Origin of the sequence: Microbacterium sp. zg-B185 (genome assembly GCF_030246885.1) — a bacterium.
GTDB lineage: Bacteria > Actinomycetota > Actinomycetes > Actinomycetales > Microbacteriaceae > Microbacterium.
In genome coordinates this window covers 1,836,359-1,854,614 of the sequence record NZ_CP126739.1, presented here as the reverse complement: position 1 = coordinate 1,854,614, position 18,256 = coordinate 1,836,359, and the positions used below count along the sequence as shown (strand labels likewise).

Annotated in this window: 17 protein-coding genes; all 17 read right to left on the bottom strand. The window is 68.0% G+C overall.

The window, feature by feature from the left end:
- Positions 1–54 precede the first annotated feature (54 nt).
- A complete protein-coding gene (locus QNO12_RS08905; protein WP_257502600.1) occupies positions 55–651 on the bottom strand; it encodes a hypothetical protein in 597 nt (198 codons plus the stop codon).
- Entirely contained in the window at positions 648–1,028 is a 381-nt protein-coding gene (locus tag QNO12_RS08900) for an SdpI family protein (protein ID WP_257502601.1), read from the bottom strand. Before QNO12_RS08900 ends, QNO12_RS08905 begins: the two co-directional genes overlap by 4 nt.
- The gene (locus tag QNO12_RS08895; protein ID WP_257502602.1) at positions 1,025–1,357 is read right to left on the bottom strand and encodes a GntR family transcriptional regulator; all 333 of its coding nucleotides are present in this window, start codon (positions 1,355–1,357) and stop codon (positions 1,025–1,027) included. The genes QNO12_RS08900 and QNO12_RS08895 overlap by 4 nt, the downstream gene beginning before the upstream one ends.
- A gap of 85 nt (positions 1,358–1,442) precedes the next feature.
- Positions 1,443–2,783, bottom strand: coding sequence for a class I SAM-dependent methyltransferase (locus QNO12_RS08890; protein ID WP_257502603.1), 1,341 nt, complete (start codon positions 2,781–2,783; stop codon positions 1,443–1,445).
- On the bottom strand, positions 2,780–4,159 hold the full coding sequence (locus tag QNO12_RS08885; protein ID WP_257502604.1) for an FAD-binding oxidoreductase: 1,380 nt from the start codon (positions 4,157–4,159) through the stop codon (positions 2,780–2,782). Before QNO12_RS08885 ends, QNO12_RS08890 begins: the two co-directional genes overlap by 4 nt.
- Positions 4,160–4,318: 159 nt before the next feature.
- A complete protein-coding gene (locus QNO12_RS08880) occupies positions 4,319–4,708 on the bottom strand; it encodes an SHOCT domain-containing protein (RefSeq protein WP_257502605.1) in 390 nt (129 codons plus the stop codon).
- Between the two features lie 70 nt (positions 4,709–4,778).
- Positions 4,779–6,227, bottom strand: coding sequence for a pyruvate kinase (gene pyk / locus QNO12_RS08875; RefSeq protein WP_257502606.1), 1,449 nt, complete (start codon positions 6,225–6,227; stop codon positions 4,779–4,781).
- Between the two features lie 56 nt (positions 6,228–6,283).
- A complete protein-coding gene (locus QNO12_RS08870) occupies positions 6,284–7,750 on the bottom strand; it encodes a glutamate synthase subunit beta (RefSeq protein WP_257502607.1) in 1,467 nt (488 codons plus the stop codon).
- Positions 7,743–12,344 carry a glutamate synthase large subunit gene (gltB, locus tag QNO12_RS08865; RefSeq protein WP_502883265.1) on the bottom strand — a complete coding sequence of 1,534 codons (4,602 nt, stop codon included), beginning with the start codon at positions 12,342–12,344 and terminating at the stop codon, positions 7,743–7,745. The genes QNO12_RS08870 and gltB overlap by 8 nt, the downstream gene beginning before the upstream one ends.
- Positions 12,345–12,426: 82 nt before the next feature.
- On the bottom strand, positions 12,427–13,404 hold the full coding sequence (gene lgt / locus QNO12_RS08860; RefSeq protein ID WP_257502608.1) for a prolipoprotein diacylglyceryl transferase: 978 nt from the start codon (positions 13,402–13,404) through the stop codon (positions 12,427–12,429).
- Positions 13,405–13,414: 10 nt separating this feature from the next.
- Positions 13,415–14,212: a tryptophan synthase subunit alpha gene (gene trpA / locus QNO12_RS08855; RefSeq protein ID WP_257502609.1), complete on the bottom strand. Its 798-nt coding sequence runs from the start codon at positions 14,210–14,212 to the stop codon at positions 13,415–13,417.
- Positions 14,209–15,480: a tryptophan synthase subunit beta gene (gene trpB / locus QNO12_RS08850; protein ID WP_257502610.1), complete on the bottom strand. Its 1,272-nt coding sequence runs from the start codon at positions 15,478–15,480 to the stop codon at positions 14,209–14,211. The genes trpA and trpB overlap by 4 nt, the downstream gene beginning before the upstream one ends.
- A complete protein-coding gene (trpC, locus tag QNO12_RS08845; protein ID WP_257502611.1) occupies positions 15,477–16,253 on the bottom strand; it encodes an indole-3-glycerol phosphate synthase TrpC in 777 nt (258 codons plus the stop codon). Before trpC ends, trpB begins: the two co-directional genes overlap by 4 nt.
- A 2-nt stretch (positions 16,254–16,255) precedes the next feature.
- Positions 16,256–16,486: a DUF6704 family protein gene (locus QNO12_RS08840; protein ID WP_257502612.1), complete on the bottom strand. Its 231-nt coding sequence runs from the start codon at positions 16,484–16,486 to the stop codon at positions 16,256–16,258.
- Positions 16,487–16,521: 35 nt separating this feature from the next.
- A complete protein-coding gene (locus QNO12_RS08835; protein WP_257502613.1) occupies positions 16,522–17,139 on the bottom strand; it encodes a Trp biosynthesis-associated membrane protein in 618 nt (205 codons plus the stop codon).
- Entirely contained in the window at positions 17,136–17,495 is a 360-nt protein-coding gene (gene hisI, locus QNO12_RS08830) for a phosphoribosyl-AMP cyclohydrolase (protein ID WP_257502615.1), read from the bottom strand. The genes QNO12_RS08835 and hisI overlap by 4 nt, the downstream gene beginning before the upstream one ends.
- On the bottom strand, positions 17,492–18,256 hold the full coding sequence (gene hisF / locus QNO12_RS08825) for an imidazole glycerol phosphate synthase subunit HisF (RefSeq protein WP_257502616.1): 765 nt from the start codon (positions 18,254–18,256) through the stop codon (positions 17,492–17,494). The genes hisI and hisF overlap by 4 nt, the downstream gene beginning before the upstream one ends.

The following is an 18,256-nucleotide window of genomic DNA, read 5'->3' as shown; positions in this document are numbered from 1 at the left end:
GCCAGTGCGGCGATTGTCAACGTCTATGCGAGCGAATGAGCACGTGTGTCTATGTCACGCTCGCGAAGCGTCGTCCTTGCCGGCGAGGTTGAGGAGGATGCTCGCTGGTTCCTCCGCGCCGTCGAGGGTGATCGCGAACTGCTTGCCGTTCTGCCGGGTGAACACCAGCCCGGGGCCTGCCCTCAGGATGATCGCGGACCGCCCTGGCATGATTCGAAACCCCCAGCCACCCCACTGCATAGGTTCCAGCACGGCCACCTCAACAGCCGCATTGTCTTCGGGGGCGATTCGCTTGAGGGGAATACCGAACAGGAGCGACGCGACGCGAAAGCCCCTCCAGTCCACGGTGACCCGGAACGCACAGAAGAGGGCGACAAGTAAGAACGCCCCGAGAAAGGGGATCATCGCCCAGCTCGCTGCCTCGATACCGTCACGAAGGATGGGCATCAAGAAGAGCAGGACTCCCACGATGAGCACCACGACGGTTATCGAAATGAACAACCAGGATGACACGGTGCGGCTCCAAGCGACCGTGTGCATCGGAACAAGGGTCATCGGTTTCACCGCAACCGGGTCCCGGACGGTCACGGCCGGCCCGCTCGGCAAGGGGAACAGCGCCAGAGGCACGAATGCGTAGAACGGCGCGATCAAGGTCGGAATGATCCACGCGCCAAGCTCCACCGTGTACGGGTCGGCGACATCGAGTGACGGAGCAGTGCTCCCAGCCACATGCCGAACACGAACGCACCGGTGGCAGCCGTAATGCCACCGATGGCACGCTGCTCCCACTTGCCCGACATCGGAATCAAAAGCAGAATCGTACCGATCAGTGCCGCACCAATGGCGACCGCCACCAGCCACCCCAGGAATGTCGCGGCATCCGTCGCCGAATCAGCGGGACCGCTGTTTCCCCAGTGTGTCGGCAGCTGGCCCGGCAAGCGGCCGCTCCATAGCGCCCAGGTACTGAGAATGGCCGCGGCAGGCAGCCACAAGGAGACGATCGCCAGGGCTTTCCGTAGCCCGATCATGCGGCGCCGCCCATGAGCCGATCGATCCGGGCATGTAGGTCCTGCACAGAAAGGCCAAGCTTTCGCGCCTCCGCTGCAAGTTGCGCGGCCAGCTCACCCACGCGCAAAGATGCTGCTCCTGCGTCATCTCGCACGAATGCCCCGCGGCCCTGTCTCATCGCTATCAATTCCTCATCCCGCAATTGTTGATACGCCCGCAGCACCGTGTGCATGTTGACCTGCAGCGACACCGATAACTCTCGCGCCGGGGGCAGCCGTTCACCGGGGGCAAGATCGCCAGAAGCGATCGCGGCACGCACCTGTACAGCGATCTGTTCGGCCAGCGTCACCCCCGACCCCTGCAGGCTCACACAATCGCGGCACGGAGCGTGGCGGAGTTGAGATGAGGATCGCGGCGACTCCGGCCGAATGCCGCTATGGTGTCCACCACGGCCGCAGCGGAAGGTCGGCATCGTCGCTGTTCCCCCGGGAGTTGACGGCGAGAACGTGGTGCAGCTCGATCCCGCCCGATTCGAAGGCGAGCCGTGATCCGGCCATGTAGAGGCCCCACACCTTCGCAGCGGGCAGTCCGATCTCGGTGACCGCTTCGTCCCAGTGCTCGACGAGGTTCGCGCACCAGTCACGGAGCGTCAGTGCGTAGTGAGGGCGCAGGTTCTCCTCGTGCAGCACTTCGAGCCCGGCATCCTGTGCCTCGGTGATGATGCGACCGGAACCGGTCAGCTCTCCGTCCGGGAAGACGTAGCGGTCGATGAACCCCCGCGCCGCGGGCTCGGTCTTGTTGTCACTGCGGGTGATGCAGTGGTTGAGCAGCAGGCCTCCCGGGCGTATCCGCGAGCGCAGGAAGCGGAAGTACGCCGGGTAGTTGCGCACCCCGATGTGCTCGAGCAGCCCGATCGACGACACCGCGTCGAAACCGGTCTCGGCGATACCGCGGTAGTCGCCGTACCGCACATCAGCATGCTCCAGCCCTTCGCCGGCGATGGCGCGCTGCGCCCACCCGGCCTGCTCCTGCGACAGCGTCACTCCGAGGGCGTGGACACCCCGACGAGCGGCGTAGCGCACCATGCCGCCCCAGCCGCATCCGACGTCGAGCAGCCGGTCCCCCGGCTTCAGCCGCAGCTTGTCGAACACGAGGCGGTACTTGTTCTCCTGTGCCTCCTCGAGCGAAGCGTCGAGGTGCGGGTAGCACGCGCACGTGTAGGTCATCGATGGGCCGAGCACCCACTCGTAGAAGGTGTTCGAGACGTCGTAGTGGTGGTGGATCGCCTGCGCATCGCGTGACTTGCTGTGCCGCAAGCCACCGGCGATGCGCTTCCAGCGCGGGGGCACCTCCTGCGGCGGCGGCGCGACCGGGCGCAGATGCTCGACGCCGATCGAGCGGATGATCCGGGCCATGAGCCGCGGCGATGGTCGCGTGAACTCAAGGCTCTCGAGCGTCTTGAGCAGCTCGTACGGGTCGCCGGGGTGCACACCTCGGATGTCGAGATCGCCTGCGATGTAGGCACGCGCGAGCCCCAGATCGCCGAACCCGGTGACGAGATAGGTCGTGCCGCGGGGTGTCTTCAGGTCAAGGGCGAAGGGCGCGTCGGGAGGTCCGGCCGTGCTGCCGTCATACGCGGTGAAGCGCAGCGGCAGCCGGCCCGCCGTGAAGATCTCGAGCACCTCGGCGAGCGTGAGTTCTCCGGACTCCGCGTCGCCCGTCACGGCCGCGCCGCCATCGGCCGAGGCATCCGTCCGTTCCTTGGATGTGGTCATCGTCGTTGCACCGCCTTCTGATAGAGGTCGAGCAGTCTCGCGTCGGGGTCGTACCGCCTTTTCGCCGCTCGGTAGTCGGCCCCGCCGTAGAGCGAGTCGAAGTCCTCCCGTGAATAGAACGCGTCGGAGTACAGCGATTTGTGCCCGTCGAGCTCGCGCACCTTCTGCTCGATCAGCCGATTCGTCTCGCCTTGGGTCGCCCCGACCGGCACGGTGGACCAGAAGCCGACGTTGACGTAGGTCGCGGCTGGATGCAGCGGGTAGAGCGGCCACGCTTCATGGTCGCGCAATCGCAGCGGACAGAGCCAGATCGGCGTGATCGGCACGTTCCCGAGAAACCATTCGACAAAATCGGCGCACCGGGCGATCGGCACTTCGATGTCCTGAATCACGCGCTCGCGCGCGGGGCGCCCGTGCAGCTTCTCCAGGCGATCGCCGATGTCGAATCGGCGTTCCAGCCCCATCAGCCTGCTGTACGTGGCGCTGCGGAGGTAGCGCCGGGGCCACACGCGACGGACGAGGGGGTGTTGCGCCCCGAACGCCGCCGAGCACCAGAACCAGTCGGTGTCCCACCGCCAGAGGTAGTCGTGGATGGTGAGCCGGTCGGCTTTCCCGGCGTCGTCGTGCCGGATGGACCGGTAATAGATTTGTCGACCCGTGTAGTCGCTGACCGCGCCGGGCACGGAGCTCTTCGTCCCGACGCACAGGTAGCTCTCGTCGGCGCCGAACACCACGCCGTCGAGATAGTCCACCGCCACGTCGTCCAGGCAACGCGACGCGACGATGCGGTCCATCGCCGCCATCAGATCGGCGATCGTGTGAAAGCGTATGTGCCGGAGGGTCACGAACGGCTGGACCGTCTCGAGTTCGATGCGCAGACGCACCGCGTAGCCGAGAGTGCCGTATGAATTGGGGAACGCCCGGTACAGGTCGGCGTGCTCGCTCGGGGATGCCGTGATCACCTCCCCCGCGCCGGTGAGAATGTCCATCTCGAGGACCGATTCATGCGGCAGCCCGCTTCGGAAAGACGTCGACTCGATGCCCAGGCCCGTGACCGCTCCGCCGAGCGTGATCGTCCTCAGTTGCGGCACGACGAGGGGTGCCAACCCCTGCGGCAGTGTCGCAGCGAGGAGATCCTCGTAGGTGCACATGCCGGCGACGTCCGCCGTGCGACCCTCAGGATCGACGCCGATGACTCCCGTCAACCCTGACGTGTCCAGGCCAGGGGCGGCAGTTTCCGAACGCGAGCGGAACAGGTTCGAGGTGCGCTTGGCGAGCCGGACCTGCGCGCCCGGCGGCAGCGCCCAGTAGCTCTCGAGCAGCCGCCGCACGCCGGCGGCGTGCGCGGTGCGTGTATCGGTCGCGGGTGCGGACACGACCCCACGCTAGTCCGCGGCAGGGTTCAGGTGAAGGATTCCGCTCCCCGCCGGTCTAGGGGCGTTTCACATCCGCCGCGGCACGTCGACGTCCACCGCGCGGGGTCGGACGCATCCGCAGAACGGCGGGCTGACCGGGTGGGGGCGCCAGCACGGCGCTCAGGTGCCGAAGTACTGGTTGCCCAGGGCCTTGCTCTTGAGCGCGTCGAATTCGCCCTGGCTGATGGTCCCGGCATCCAGCAGAGCCTTGGCCTGGGCTATGTCGGATGCCGGCGTGCGCGACGAGGCGGGGCGATAGTCATCCGCCTCCGCCACGGTGCGGTATCCGCCGCCGCTGCGCTCGGCCATGCCCTTGCCGCGCGCTATCACGTACACCAGGGCGGTCAGGAACGGCAGGAAGACCAGGAAGATGATCCACAGTGCTTTGAACCAGCCGTTGAGCTCCTCGTCGCGGAACAGATCCCCGATCACCAGGACGACGACGAAGATGTAGGCCGTGAAATAGCAGATCCACAGCAGGATCCACAGGAAGTCTCCGAAGAAGTTCATCGCGGGCACCCCTAACGAGAATGATCGCGCTCAGCCTAGCGAGCGCGATCATTCTCGGATATGGGGGCCGTCACTCGCGCGACTGGTAGATGGGAGCCTTCCCGTGGACGGCGTCGCCGATCTTGTGAATGCGGATGTCGTTGGTCGAGCCGATGATCCCTGGAGGGGAACCGGAGATGACCACGACCTTGTCGCCGACCTTCGCGAGGTCGTTGGAGAGGAAGTAGTCGTCGACCTGGATGAACATGCGGTCCGTGTGGGCGACGTGCTCCACGAGGGTCGACTGTATGCCCCAGGTGAGCGCCATGCGGCGGCGGATGGCAGGATCGGGGGTGAAGCTGATCATCGGGAATCGCGGCCGCAGGCGGGACATGCGGCGTGCCGTGTCGCCGGACTCGGTGAAGATGCAGACGTACTTGGCATCGACGAAGTCGGCGACTTCCATAGCAGCGAGCGTGATGGCCCCGCCCTGCGTGCGCGGCTTCGTGTTCAGCGGTGCGATGCGCTCCAGGCCGTGATCCTCGGTCGACGCGATGATCCTGGCCATCGTCTCGACCACGACGACCGGGTACTTGCCCACACTGGTCTCTCCGGAGAGCATGACCGCGTCGGCGCCGTCAAGGACCGCGTTGGCGACGTCCGAGGTCTCGGCACGGGTGGGGACGGGGTTGTCGATCATCGACTCGAGCATCTGCGTCGCGACGATGACGGGCTTGGCCATCCGTCGGCACAGCTCGACGGCCCGCTTCTGGACGATCGGCACCGCTTCCAGCGGAAGCTCGACGCCCAGGTCGCCACGGGCGACCATGATGCCGTCGAACGCGTCGATGATCTCCTCGAGGTGATCGACGGCCTGCGGCTTCTCGATCTTGGCGATCACGGGGACGCGACGTCCCTCTTCGGCCATGATGACGTGCACGCGCTGCACGTCCTTGGCGTCGCGCACGAACGACAGGGCGATGATGTCCGCGCCGATGCGCAGGCCCCAGCGCAGGTCGTCCTCGTCCTTCTCCGACAGTGCGGGAACGTTGACGGCGACGCCGGGGAGGTTGATGCCCTTGTTGTTGGACACCGGGCCGGCCACCAGCACCTTGGTCGTGACGACCGTGCCGTCGGTCTCGACGACCTCGACCTTGACCTTGCCGTCGTCGATCAGCAGGAAATCGCCGGGGTGGACATCGGCCGGCAGACCCTTGTACGTCGTGGAGACGAGCTCCTTGGTGCCGGGGACGTCGTCCACGGTGATCTTGAAGATGTCGCCGACGGCGAGATCATGCGGGCCGTCGGCGAACTTGCCGAGCCGGATCTTGGGCCCCTGCAGGTCGACCAGGATGGCAACAGCGCGGCCGGCATCGTCGGCCGCCTTGCGCACGTTGGCGAAGTTCGTCTCGTGCACGGTGTGATCTCCGTGGCTGAGGTTCATGCGTGCGACGTCGACACCCGCATCGATGATCGCTCGGACCTGCTCGTATGTGGAGGTGGCGGGTCCCAACGTGGCGACGATCTTGGCACGTCTCATCGGTAATTTCACTCCGAGTGCTTCAGTGGGGGTGCGGCAGAGTTGCCGCGGCAAGCCTACGCGCGCTGCAGGCCGATCGCGACATCGGACGGGAGCACCGGTGCGGGCAGCGATGTCGCACCCATCAGGTACTCGTCCACCTTCGCCGCGGCGGCCCGCCCCTCGGCGATGGCCCAGACGATCAGCGACTGACCGCGGCCGGCGTCGCCCGCCACGAACACGCCCGGTGAGCTCGTCTGGTAGTCGTCTTCGCGATCGAGGCTGCCGCGCGATGTGAACCGCGCGCCGAGCTGCTCCTCGAGGAGGGTGCGCTCGGGGCCGGTGAAGCCCATGGCGATCAGCACCAGATCAGCAGGAATCTCGCGTTCGGTGCCGCTCCTGGGCACGCGGCGGCCATCCACGAACTCGGTCTCGGCGACACGCAGGGCGCGCACCTCTCCCCCGTTGTTGCCGAGGAACTCGACGGTCGATGCCAGATACGATCGCTCGCCGCCCTCCTCGTGTGCCGAGGACACCTCGAACAGCGTCGGGGACATCGGCCACGGCTGATGATCCGGGCGCACGCCGGGCGGCTGCTTGCCGATGGCGAGGTTGGTGACGCTCAGCGCACCCTGACGATGCGCGGTGCCGATGCAGTCCGCTCCGGTGTCGCCGCCGCCGATGACCACGACGTGCTTGCCTTCGGCGGTGATCTGGTTGGGGACCGCGTCGCCGGCGAGAGCCTTGTTCGATTCAGTCAGGTATTCCATCGCGAAATGAACGCCGGCCAGATCGCGACCCGGGATCGGCAGTTCGCGCGGCACCGTGGCGCCGGTCGCGACCACGACCGCGTCGTACCTGGCGCGCAGGTCGTTCCATGCGATGTCGGTGCCGATCGCGACGCCGGCGCGGAAGCGGGTGCCCTCATCCTGCATCTGACGGAGCCGGTGCTCGAGGTGCCGCTTCTCCATCTTGAAATCCGGGATGCCGTACCGCAGAAGTCCGCCGATCCGATCGTCACGCTCGTACACCGCCACCGTGTGCCCGGCGCGGGTGAGCTGCTGGGCGGCGGCGAGCCCGGCGGGGCCGGAGCCGACCACCGCGACGGTCTTGCCGGTCAGACGGCCGGGCGGTTCGGGCTCCACCCAGCCGTTCGCGAACGCCTCGTCGATGATCGACACTTCGATCTGCTTGATCGTGACGGCGGGCTGGTTGATGCCCAGAACGCAGGAGCTCTCGCATGGCGCGGGGCAGAGCCGGCCGGTGAACTCCGGGAAGTTGTTGGTGGCGTGCAGACGCTCGATAGCCGAACGCCCCTCACCCCGCCAGGTCAGGTCGTTCCACTCCGGAATGAGATTGCCCAGCGGGCATCCCTTGTGGCAGAACGGGATGCCGCAGTCCATGCAGCGCCCCGCCTGACGGCGCAGCACTGCAGAATCGCCCGGCTCGTAGACCTCTTTCCAGTCCATGATCCGCACCGGCACCGGTCGACGAGGAGGCAGTTCGCGCTCCGTCACCTTCAGAAAGCCTTTGGGGTCAGCCACCAGTCACCTCCAGGATGCGGGTCCAGACGACGTCGCCGTCGGGGTCGAGGCCTTCAGCCACGGCCTCCTGACGAGTCAGCAGAACCGCGGCGTAGTCGCGCGGCATGACGCGGACGAAATTGTCCAGTTCGGCGTCGAAGTTCGCCAGCAGGGATGCCGCGAGCGTCGAGTCCGTCTCGGCAAGGTGCTGCTGGAGCAGATCGCGGAGGATCTCGGCATCCCCGGAGCCCAGTTCCCCGAGTTCCAGCTCACCGGTGGCCAGCGCGTCGCGGTTGACCAGTGCCGGATCGAGGCGGTACACGTAGGCGCTGCCGCCGGACATCCCCGCACCCAGGTTGCGCCCGGTGGCGCCGAGGATCACGGCGAGCCCGCCGGTCATGTACTCCAGGGCGTGGTCGCCGACGCCCTCCACCACGGCCGTGGCACCGGAGTTGCGGACGAAGAACCGCTCCCCCACGACGCCGCGCAGGAACATCGTGCCCTGCGTCGCGCCGTATCCGATGACGTTGCCCGCGATCACGTTCTTCGACGCGTCGAAGGTTGCGGCGCGCGGCGGACGGATCACGATCTGGCCGCCGGAGAGGCCCTTGCCGACATAGTCGTTCGAGTCGCCTTCCAGACGCAGGGTGATCCCGGCGGGCATGAACGCACCGAAGGACTGACCGGCCGAGCCGGTGAGGTTGACCACGATCGATCCGGACGGCATCCCGTTCTCCCCGTGCGCGAGGGTCACGTGATGGCCGAGCATCGTGCCGACCGCACGCTCGGTGTTGCGGATGGGCAGGTCGAACTCGATGGTGCCGCTGTGCGCGATGACGTCCCGGGCCGCCTCGATGAGCGGGACATCGAAGTGCGCCTCCAGCTCGTGCTGCTGCGGGCGGGTGTTGCGCCGCGCCTGGTCCGGACCGAACTCGGGTCCGGCCAGGATCGGCGCGAGGTCCAGCCCGCTGGCCTTCCAGTGCTCCACCGCGCCGTTGATGTCCAGCATCTCGTGGTGGCCGACCGCTTCTTCGAGCGAGCGGAAGCCGAGCTCCGCGAGGTACTCGCGGACCTCCTCGGCGATGAACTCCATGAAATTGACGACGAACTCGGGCTTGCCGGTGAACCGTTCGCGCAGGACCGGGTTCTGCGTGGCGACCCCGACGGGACAGGTGTCCAAGTGGCAGACGCGCATCATGACGCAGCCGGAGACCACCAGAGGCGCCGTGGCGAAGCCGAACTCCTCGGCGCCCAGCAGCGCGCCGATGATGACGTCCCGACCGGTCTTGAGCTGGCCGTCGACCTGGACCACCACACGGTCGCGCATGCCGTTGAGCATCAGGGTCTGCTGGGTCTCAGCCAGCCCGAGCTCCCACGGGGTGCCTGCGTGCTTCAGTGAGTTCAGCGGGCTCGCTCCGGTTCCGCCGTCGTGGCCGGAGACCAGGATGACGTCGGCCAGAGCCTTGGCAGTGCCGGCGGCGACCGCGCCGATGCCCGACTGGCTGACCAGCTTGACATGCACCCGGGCTGCGGGGTTCGCGCGTTTGAGGTCGAAGATCAGCTGCTTGAGGTCTTCGATCGAGTAGATGTCGTGATGCGGCGGCGGCGAGATCAGTCCCACGCCGGCCGTCGCGTGCCGCGTACGCGCGACCCACGGATAGACCTTGGTCGGCGGCAGCTGACCGCCCTCGCCGGGCTTGGCGCCCTGGGCGAGCTTGATCTGGATGTCGTCCGCTTTGGTCAGGTAAAGGCTGGTCACACCGAAACGGCCGGAGGCGACCTGCTTGATCGCGCTGCGGCGCTCGGGATCCAGGAGCCGGTCGACGTCCTCGCCGCCCTCCCCGGTGTTGGACTTGCCGCCCAGGCGGTTCATCGCGATCGCCAGCGTTTCGTGGGCCTCGCGCGAGATGGAGCCGTAGCTCATGGCTCCCGTGGAGAACCGCTTCACGATGGCGGAGACCGGTTCGACCTCGTCGATCGGGATCGGGCTGCGCACTCCGGAGCGCAGTGCGAACATGCCGCGCAGGGTCTTCAATTCGGATGCCTGGTCGTCCACGAGCCTGGTGTACTCGCGGAAGATGTCGTAACGACGCGTGCGGGTCGCGTGCTGCAGGCGGAACACGGTGTCCGGGTTGAACAGATGCGGGGATCCGTCTCGCCGCCACTGGTATTCCCCGCCGGTCCAGAGCCGTTCGTGCGCGCGCACCGCGGCATCCTCGGGGTAGGCGTAGTCGTGACGGGCCTGGTTCTCGGCGGCGATGTGCTGAATGCCGATGCCGCCGAGCTTGGACTCCGTGCCGGTGAAGTACCGGTCCACGAACTCCTCACTCAGACCGACCGCCTCGAACGCCTGCGCTCCGGCGTAGGAGGACACGGTGGAGATGCCCATCTTCGACATGATCTTCAGGACGCCCTTGCCGAGCGCGTAGATGAGGTTCTTGACCGCCTTCTCCGGCGGGATGCCGGTGATGTAGCCGGTCCGCACCAGCGACTCCACCGTCTCCATCGCCAGATACGGGTTGACCGCGGACGCGCCGTATCCGATGAGCGTGGCGACGTGGTGCACCTCGCGCACGTCACCCGCTTCAACGATCAGGCCGACCTTCATGCGGTTCTGCCGGCGGATCAGGTGATGGTGGATCGCCGAGACCATCAGCAGCGAAGGGATGGGGACGAGATCCTTGTTCGAGTCGCGGTCGGACAGGATGAGGAACTCCGCACCGCGGTCGATCGCCTCGTCCACCTCGACGCACATCTCGTCGATGCGCTGGCGCATCTGGTCCGGGCCGGCGTCGAAGTGATAGAGGCCGCGGATCGTCGCGCTGGAACGTTCCGGCAGGGCGCGCTGGATGTGCTGGATCTTCGCGAGCTCGTCGTTGTCGATGACCGGGAAATCCAGGGTGACAGACCGAGCGTGCCCGGGACCCCAGGACAGCAGGTTGGACTCCGGGCCGAGGCCGAGTTTCAGGCTGGTGACCACCTCTTCGCGGATCGAGTCCAGCGGCGGGTTGGTCACCTGGGCGAACTGCTGCGTGAAGTAGTCGAACAGCAGGCGGGGGCGCTCACTGAGGACGGCCACCGGCGTGTCGCTGCCCATCGCGCCGAGCGGCTCCGCGCCGGTCTGGCCCATCGGGGTCAGGAGGATGCGGACCTCCTCCTCGGTGTAGCCGAACGTGCGCTGACGCCGGGTGATCGAGGCGATCGGATGCACGATGTGCTCGCGCTCGGGCAGATCCGCCAGCCGCACCCGTCCCGCGTCGAGCCATTCCGCCCACGGCTCCTGGTCGGCCAGCTGCGCCTTGATCTCGTCCTCTTCGACGATCCGGCGCGACGCGGTGTCGACCAGGAACATCCGCCCCGGACGCAGCCGTCCGCGGCGCTTGATCCGCTCCGGCGCGAAGTCGAGCACGCCCGTTTCGCTGCCGATCACGATCAGACCGTCGGTCGTCTCGGTCCACCGGCCCGGACGCAGTCCGTTGCGGTCCAGGGTCGCGCCGACGAGCGTGCCGTCGGTGAAGATGAGTGCGGCCGGCCCGTCCCACGGCTCCATCTGCATGGAGTGGTAGTCGTAGAAGGCGCGCAGCTTCGGATCGATGTCGGCCTGCTTCTCGTAGGCCTCCGGGACCATCATCATGATCGCGTGTGGAAGGCTCCGGCCGGTCAGCGTCAGAAGTTCGAGGACCTCGTCGAACGACGCGGAGTCGCTCGCCCCTTCGGTGCAGATCGGCAGCAGCGGATCGATCTCGCCCAGCAGTTCGGATTCCAGCTGCGACTGACGCGCGCGCATCCAGTTGCGGTTTCCGCGCACGGTGTTGATCTCGCCGTTGTGCGCGAGCATCCGCAGCGGCTGGGCCAGCGGCCACGACGGGAAGGTGTTGGTGGAGTAGCGCGAGTGCACCACGGCCAGCTCCGACGCGAATCGCTCGTCCTGCAGGTCGGGGTAGAACGGCTCCAGCTGCAGGGTGGTGACCATGCCCTTGTATCCGAGCGTCCGGGACGAGAGCGAGACGATGTAGGAGCCCAGCTCGTTGCCGGCGCGCTTGCGCAGACGGAAGACCCGCCTGTCCAGCGCGATCCCGGACAGTGCCGCCTGGTCGCCGACAGCGGGACGCGACACGAACAGCTGCTCGAACACGGGCCGGGCCCCGAAAGCCAGTTTGCCGAGATGCTCATCGACGGTCGGCACCTCGCGCCACCCGAGCACGACGAGGTTCTCGGCCGCGGCGATGCGCTCGATCCCGGACTTCTCGGCCGCCCGCAGCTCCTCGTCGCGGGGCAGGAAGATCATGCCGGCGGCGTACTCCCCCACCGGCGGCAGCGCGAAGTCCACGACAGCACGCAGGAAAGCGTCGGGCATCTGGGTGAGGATGCCGGCGCCGTCTCCGGTGCCGGCATCGGAGCCGATGGCACCGCGGTGCTCGAGATTGCGCAGCGCGGTCAGGGCGAGATCGATGATGTCGTGCCCCGCCTCGCCGCGCAGGGTCGCCACCATCGCCAGCCCGCAGGCGTCCTTCTCGAAGGCAGGGTTGTACATGCCCTGCTTCGGCGGAAGCGTGCCGAAAGCGTGCTCGGCGGTGCCGTGCCCGTGCCGTTCAAGACCGAGGCTCGAAGACATACCTACCGTCCTCACATCCATGTTCATGATGGGACGACGTCGGCCCTGAATTGCGGAAGCCGGTTCACCGTTCGGTGAACCGCTACTTCGAGGCGACTGTGCTTGTGGCGGTGCCCGTAACGAGTTCGTCGGCCGGTGGTTCGCTGACGTCGACGAAGTCGCCTTGCGATTGTACAGTGCCTGGCGGCGACCATTCGCGGCCGGGGACATAGGGCGAGGGCTCCAGCCCCGGGTGCCGCCGTTTCTGGATGAAGAAGAGGGCCAGACCGAGCAGGACTCCGATGATGGCGGCCCAGACGTTGCTGCGCAGCCCCAGGATGATCTCGCTCGGATCCAGGCGGATCGACTCCCAGACGATGCGGCCAGCGCTGTACCAGATGAGGTAGAGGGCGAACAGCCGGCCCCACTGCAGGCGGAACCTGCGGCCGACCCAGAGCAGGAACAGCACACCGAGCGAGTTCCAGATCACCTCGTAGAGGAACGTGGGGTGAAAGAGCGTGCCCGGTGTCAGACCCTCGGGGAACGCGGGGTTGTCGCTGTCGATCTCCAGGCCCCACGGCAGATCCGTGGGCAGGCCGAACAGCTCCTGGTTGAACCAGTTACCGAAGCGGCCCATCGCCTGGGCCAGGAGCAGCCCCGGTGCCAGCGCGTCGGCGAACGTCCAGAACCGGATGCCGGTCCACCGGCAGCCCAGCCACGCGCCGATGGCGCCGCCGATGAGGGCGCCGTAGATCGCGATCCCGCCCTCCCAGATGCGGAAGACCGCCCAGAAGTCCGCGCCCTCTGCGAAGTAGTACCCGGGATGGGTGAGCACGTGGAAGATCCGCGCCCCGATGATCCCCAGCGGCACCGCGATGAGGCAGATGTCGATGACCACCCAGGGCTCGGCGCCGCGGCGGGTCAGGCGCCAGTTCGTGAGCAGCACCGCGGCGATGATGCCGGCGATGATGCACAGTGCGTAGACATGGATCCGCAGGGGTCCGATGTCGAAATAGCTGACCGTCGGGCTCGGGATGCTGGCGAGCACACCGTGGACCGCGCTCGTTGGGGCGAACAACATGCGTACGAGTCTAGGCGCGGCGCCGGGTACCGGCAGACAGCGCCCGAGTGGTCTCGGCCAGTGCCTCCAGCCCTCCGTCGCGCAGCGCGCGCACCAACGCGGTGCCGACGATGGCGCCATCGGCATATGCCAGCACGTCACTGACCTGGTCCGCCGTGGAGATGCCGATCCCCACGCACGCGCGCAGCGCATCCGCGTCGTGCGTGCGGAGCCTTTCGACCAGACGGCGGGCCGCGGCGTCCAGCTGCGCCCGTTCTCCGGTGATGCCCATCGTCGAGACCGTGTAGACGAAGCCGGTGGAGGCCTTCACGATCATGTCCAGACGCTCATCGGTGGAGGTCGGTGCGGCCAGGAAGACGCGGTCCAGGCCGGTGCGCTCACTGGCGGCGATCCAGTCTGCTGCGGCGTCGGGCGTGATGTCGGGGGTGATCAGTCCGGCACCGCCGGCGGCGAGCAGGTCGTCGGCGTAACGGTCGACGCCGTACTGCATGACCGGGTTCCAGTACGTCATCACCAGCACGGGGACCTCCACGCGTCGCGTGATCTCGCGCACCGCAGTGAACGTGTCCCGCAGGCGGAACCCTCCGGCCAGAGCGGCCTGGGTCGCCTCCTGGATCACCGTGCCGTCCATCACCGGGTCCGAGTACGGCGGACCCAGCTCGAGCACGTCGACGCCGTTCTCGGCGATGGTGACCGCGGCGTCGATGCTGGTCTGCAGGTCGGGGAAGCCCACGGGCAGGTAGCCGACGAACGCGCCGCGCCCGTCCGCGTGCGCTGCATCGATCGCGGCCGATACGCGTGAGCTCACAGCTCGGTCCCCTCGCCCTTGGCTGCGTCGGCGGGGGGCGGTGCCGCCACGGGCGGTCCCTCCAGCGCCGCGTTGGCGTCGTACAGCTCGAAGTAGCGGGCCGCGGTGTCCATGTCCTTGTCGCCACGACCGGACAGGCAGATCGCGATCACGGCATCCGGGCCCATCTCCCGGCCGATGCGGATGGCTCCGGCCAGGGCGTGGGCGGATTCGATCGCGGGGATGATCCCCTCGGTCTCGGACAGCAGCCGCAGCGCCTGCATCGCTTCGTCGTCCGTCGCCGGGATGTACTCGGCGCGTCCGATGGAGGCCAGCCAGGCATGCTCGGGGCCCACACCGGGGTAGTCCAGGCCCGCGGAGATGGAGTGGGACTCGACCGTCTGACCGTCCTCGTCCTGCAGCACGAAAGTCTTCGCACCGTGCAGGATGCCGGGGCGACCGCGTTCGATCGAAGCCGCGTGCCGGGGCGTGTCCACACCGTCGCCGGCCGCCTCCACGCCGTACAGCGCGACGCCGTCGTCGTCCAGGAACGCATCGAACATGCCGATGGCGTTGGATCCGCCCCCGACGCAGGCGAAGACGGCATCGGGAAGACGGCCGATCTCATCCAGCAGCTGCGCGCGCGCCTCTTCGCCGATGATGCGCTGGAAGTCGCGCACCATCGCCGGGAACGGGTGCGGTCCGGCGGCCGTGCCGAAGATGTAGTTCGTCGTCTCCACGCTCGCCACCCAGTCGCGGTAGGCGTCGTTGATGGCGTCCTTGAGCGTGCGCGATCCCGTGGTGACCGGAATCACCTCGGCGCCGAGCAGGCGCATTCGGGCGACGTTCAGCGCCTGGCGCTGCGTGTCGACCTCGCCCATGTAGATGGTGCAGTCGAACCCGAACAGAGCGGCAGCCGTGGCCGTCGCCACGCCGTGCTGACCGGCGCCCGTCTCGGCGATGACCCGGGTCTTGCCGAGGCGCTTGGTCAGCAGCGCCTGGCCGAGCACGTTGTTGATCTTGTGCGAGCCGGTGTGGTTCAGATCCTCCCGCTTGAGGAAGATCCGTCCTCCGCCGGCGTGCGCGGCGAACCGGGGCACCTCGGTCAGAGCCGAGGGCCGTCCGGCGTACGAGTGCAGCAGGCCGAGCAACTCGGCCTGGAAGGCCGGGTCGGCCATCGCGTCCTCGTAGACGGCGGTCAGTTCGTCGATCGCGGCGACGAGCGACTCGGGCATGAAACGCCCGCCGAACTCGCCGAAGTAGGGTCCGGGTGCCTCACGCAGACTCATGATCCAGCCTCCAGGAAAGCAGTCAGGGTGGCGACGGGATCCCCCGTCACCAGGGCTTCGCCGATGAGCACCACGTCGGCGCCGGCGGTTCGGTAATGTGCGACGTCGGCCGGAGCGAGCACCGCCGACTCGGCGATCTTGATCGCGTCCGCGGGAATGCCTTCGGCCAGTCGGCCGAACAGGTCGCGGTCCAGGGCGAACGTCGAAAGGTCGCGTGCGTTCACGCCGATCAGGCGGGCACCGACGTCGGCAGCACGGGCGACCTCGTCGGCGGAGTGCGTCTCCACCAGCGCAGTCATGCCGAGCTGGATCGTGAGCGCGTGCAGCCGCTCGAGCAGGTCCTGCTCGAGGCTCGCGACGATCAGCAGCACGAGATCCGCTCCGGACGCGCGCGCTTCGAGCACCTGATACTCCGTCGCGATGAAGTCCTTGCGCAGGACCGGCAGCTCGACGGCCGCGTGCACTGCTTCCAGGTCGGCGAGGCTGCCCTTGAACCGGCGGCCCTCGGTGAGCACGGAGATCGCGGATGCGCCGCCCTGCTCGTACCGGCGGGCCTGCAGTGCGGGGTCCGGAATCGCCGCCAGGTCACCGCGCGACGGGCTGGCCCGCTTGACCTCGGCGATGATCTTCACCCGGGGTGCGGGTGCCAGGAAAGCGAGCGCGTCCCGCGCGGCGGGTTGCGCGAGCGCCGCCTGTTCGACCGCGGCGAGGGGCCGCACGGAGGCACGGGCCTCGGCATCCTGAACCGCGCCGGCCGTGAGGTCGGCGAGCATGTTCAATGCTCTTTCGGGGTGTACTTCGAGCCGTTGACTCCGTAGCCCGCCTTGGAAAGACCCCAGCCGACCAGCGCGCCGACCACGAGAAGAGCAGCGGACGCCCACACCAGCCACGCCACGTCGAACCAGTAGGCGACCGTGCCGAGCGTGACCGCCGCAAGCATGATGATGACGGCGGTCCATGCGGCAGGCGAGTGTCCGTGACCAGGGTCGCCGATGGGGTTGCTCATTGAATTTCCTCCGGGATAGCGCGGGTGCGGCAAGTCTAGCGGGGTCCGACCGTCGGCCCCGCGGTCGGGTCGGCGCCGCGGGAGATGTCATCCCACGAGTCGACGGCGTCGAACGGGCGGGATGCCGGGTCGGCGGCGGCCGAGGACCCCGCATCGGCGTCGTACTTGTGCCCGCTCCTGCCCCAGAAGCGGGCGGAAACGAGTGTGAACAGCCCCGCCGCGAGCAGCACGATGCTGCCTGCCAGGGTCACGGCGGGCCAGGGTGTGGCGGTCACCGAGGACACCAGCTCGGCGACGGCATCTTCGCCGGTGATCCCGGTGGCGGTGGTGACGGTGGAGGCGACCGCGGCGATCGGATTGTGGATCGCGATCTGTGCGCTCAGCCAGCCCAGCAGCGCGGCGATGGCCACGGTCAGGGCGCCGAAGACGTACCGCAGCACCACGCCCACGATCGACAGCGCTGCGCCCAGGGCGAGCACCGCCAGGCTCAGCGGGGTGAGCACGGGGACCGCCGCGGCGCCGGCGACGGCGAGCGTGTGCTGGGCTCCGTCGTCCAGCGTCGCGACCAGCCAGGTCTGCGTGGAGGAGATGACGCCCATCGCGCCGACGGCCAGCGTGGTCAGAACGGCGAGGAGGCGGGCGCGCCGGATCATCTGGGCGGGCCGGGTACGGCGTGCAGGTCGTCGGCGTCGAAGCAGGTGCGCGTGCCGGTGTGGCAGGCGGGGCCGACCTGGTCGACCTCCACCAGGATGGCGTCGCCGTCGCAGTCCAGGCGCGCGCTGCGCACGAGCTGGATGTTGCCGGAGGTGTCCCCCTTGCGCCAGTACTCGCGGCGGGAGCGGGACCAGAAGGTCACGCGCCCCGTCGTGAGCGTGCGGCGCAGCGCCTCGGCGTCCATCCACCCCAGCATCAGGACCTCTCGCGTGTCCCACTGCTGGATGATCGCGGCCACCAGCCCTTCGGGGGTGAAGGCGACCCGCGCGATGCGTTCGTCCACGGTGTCGGTCACGCACGCACCTCGATCCCTTCGGCGGCCATGGCCGCTTTCACGTCGCCGACGGTCAGCTGACCGGAGTGGAAGACGCTGGCTGCCAGGACGGCGTCGGCACCTGCCGCGATGGCCGGTGCGAAGTCCTCGGCACGGCCCGCTCCGCCGGACGCGATCACGGGAACGCTGGCGGCCTCGCGCATGAGCGAGACCAGTTCCAGATCGAACCCGGCTTTGGTGCCGTCCGCGTCGATCGAGTTGACCAGCAGCTCACCCGCGCCGCGCTCGATGGCCTCTCGCGCCCAGTCGAGTGCGTCCAGCGTGGTCAGGGTGCGACCGCCGTGCGTGGTGACCACGAACCCGGAGTGGGTACCGGGCGCCCGCTTCACATCGAGCGAGAGGACGAGCACCTGCGCGCCGAAGCGGTCCGCGATCTCCGAGACCAGCTCGGGCCGGGCGATCGCTGCGGAGTTGACGCCCACCTTGTCGGCGCCGACGCCCAGCAGCCGTGCCACGTCCTCGGCCGAGCGGACCCCGCCCCCGACGGTGAGCGGAATGAAGACCTCTTCGGCGGTGCGTCTGACCACGTCGTATGTCGTGGCGCGCTCATCGACGGTGGCGGTGACATCCAGGAAGGTCAGCTCGTCGGCGCCCTGCGCGAAGTACTCGCGCGCCAGCTGCACCGGATCGCCCATGTCGCGCAGGTTCTCGAAGTTCACGCCCTTCACGACGCGTCCCGCCGCCACGTCCAGGCACGGGATGACTCGGCAGACCACGGCCAT

Excerpts from the sequence above, each read along its gene's own strand:
- QNO12_RS08900 (WP_257502601.1), bottom strand. The coding sequence starts at position 1,028 with ATGATCGGGCTACGGAAAGCCCTGGCGATCGTCTCCTTGTGGCTGCCT.
- QNO12_RS08890 (WP_257502603.1), bottom strand. The coding sequence starts at position 2,783 with ATGACCACATCCAAGGAACGGACGGATGCCTCGGCCGATGGCGGCGCG.
- QNO12_RS08880 (WP_257502605.1), bottom strand. The coding sequence starts at position 4,708 with ATGAACTTCTTCGGAGACTTCCTGTGGATCCTGCTGTGGATCTGCTAT.
- pyk (WP_257502606.1), bottom strand. The coding sequence starts at position 6,227 with ATGAGACGTGCCAAGATCGTCGCCACGTTGGGACCCGCCACCTCCACA.
- gltB (WP_502883265.1), bottom strand. The coding sequence starts at position 12,344 with ATGTCTTCGAGCCTCGGTCTTGAACGGCACGGGCACGGCACCGCCGAG.
- lgt (WP_257502608.1), bottom strand. The coding sequence starts at position 13,404 with ATGTTGTTCGCCCCAACGAGCGCGGTCCACGGTGTGCTCGCCAGCATC.
- trpB (WP_257502610.1), bottom strand. The coding sequence starts at position 15,480 with ATGAGTCTGCGTGAGGCACCCGGACCCTACTTCGGCGAGTTCGGCGGG.
- trpC (WP_257502611.1), bottom strand. The coding sequence starts at position 16,253 with ATGCTCGCCGACCTCACGGCCGGCGCGGTTCAGGATGCCGAGGCCCGT.
- QNO12_RS08840 (WP_257502612.1), bottom strand. The coding sequence starts at position 16,486 with ATGAGCAACCCCATCGGCGACCCTGGTCACGGACACTCGCCTGCCGCA.
- QNO12_RS08835 (WP_257502613.1), bottom strand. The coding sequence starts at position 17,139 with ATGATCCGGCGCGCCCGCCTCCTCGCCGTTCTGACCACGCTGGCCGTC.
- hisF (WP_257502616.1), bottom strand. The coding sequence starts at position 18,256 with ATGGCCGTGGTCTGCCGAGTCATCCCGTGCCTGGACGTGGCGGCGGGA.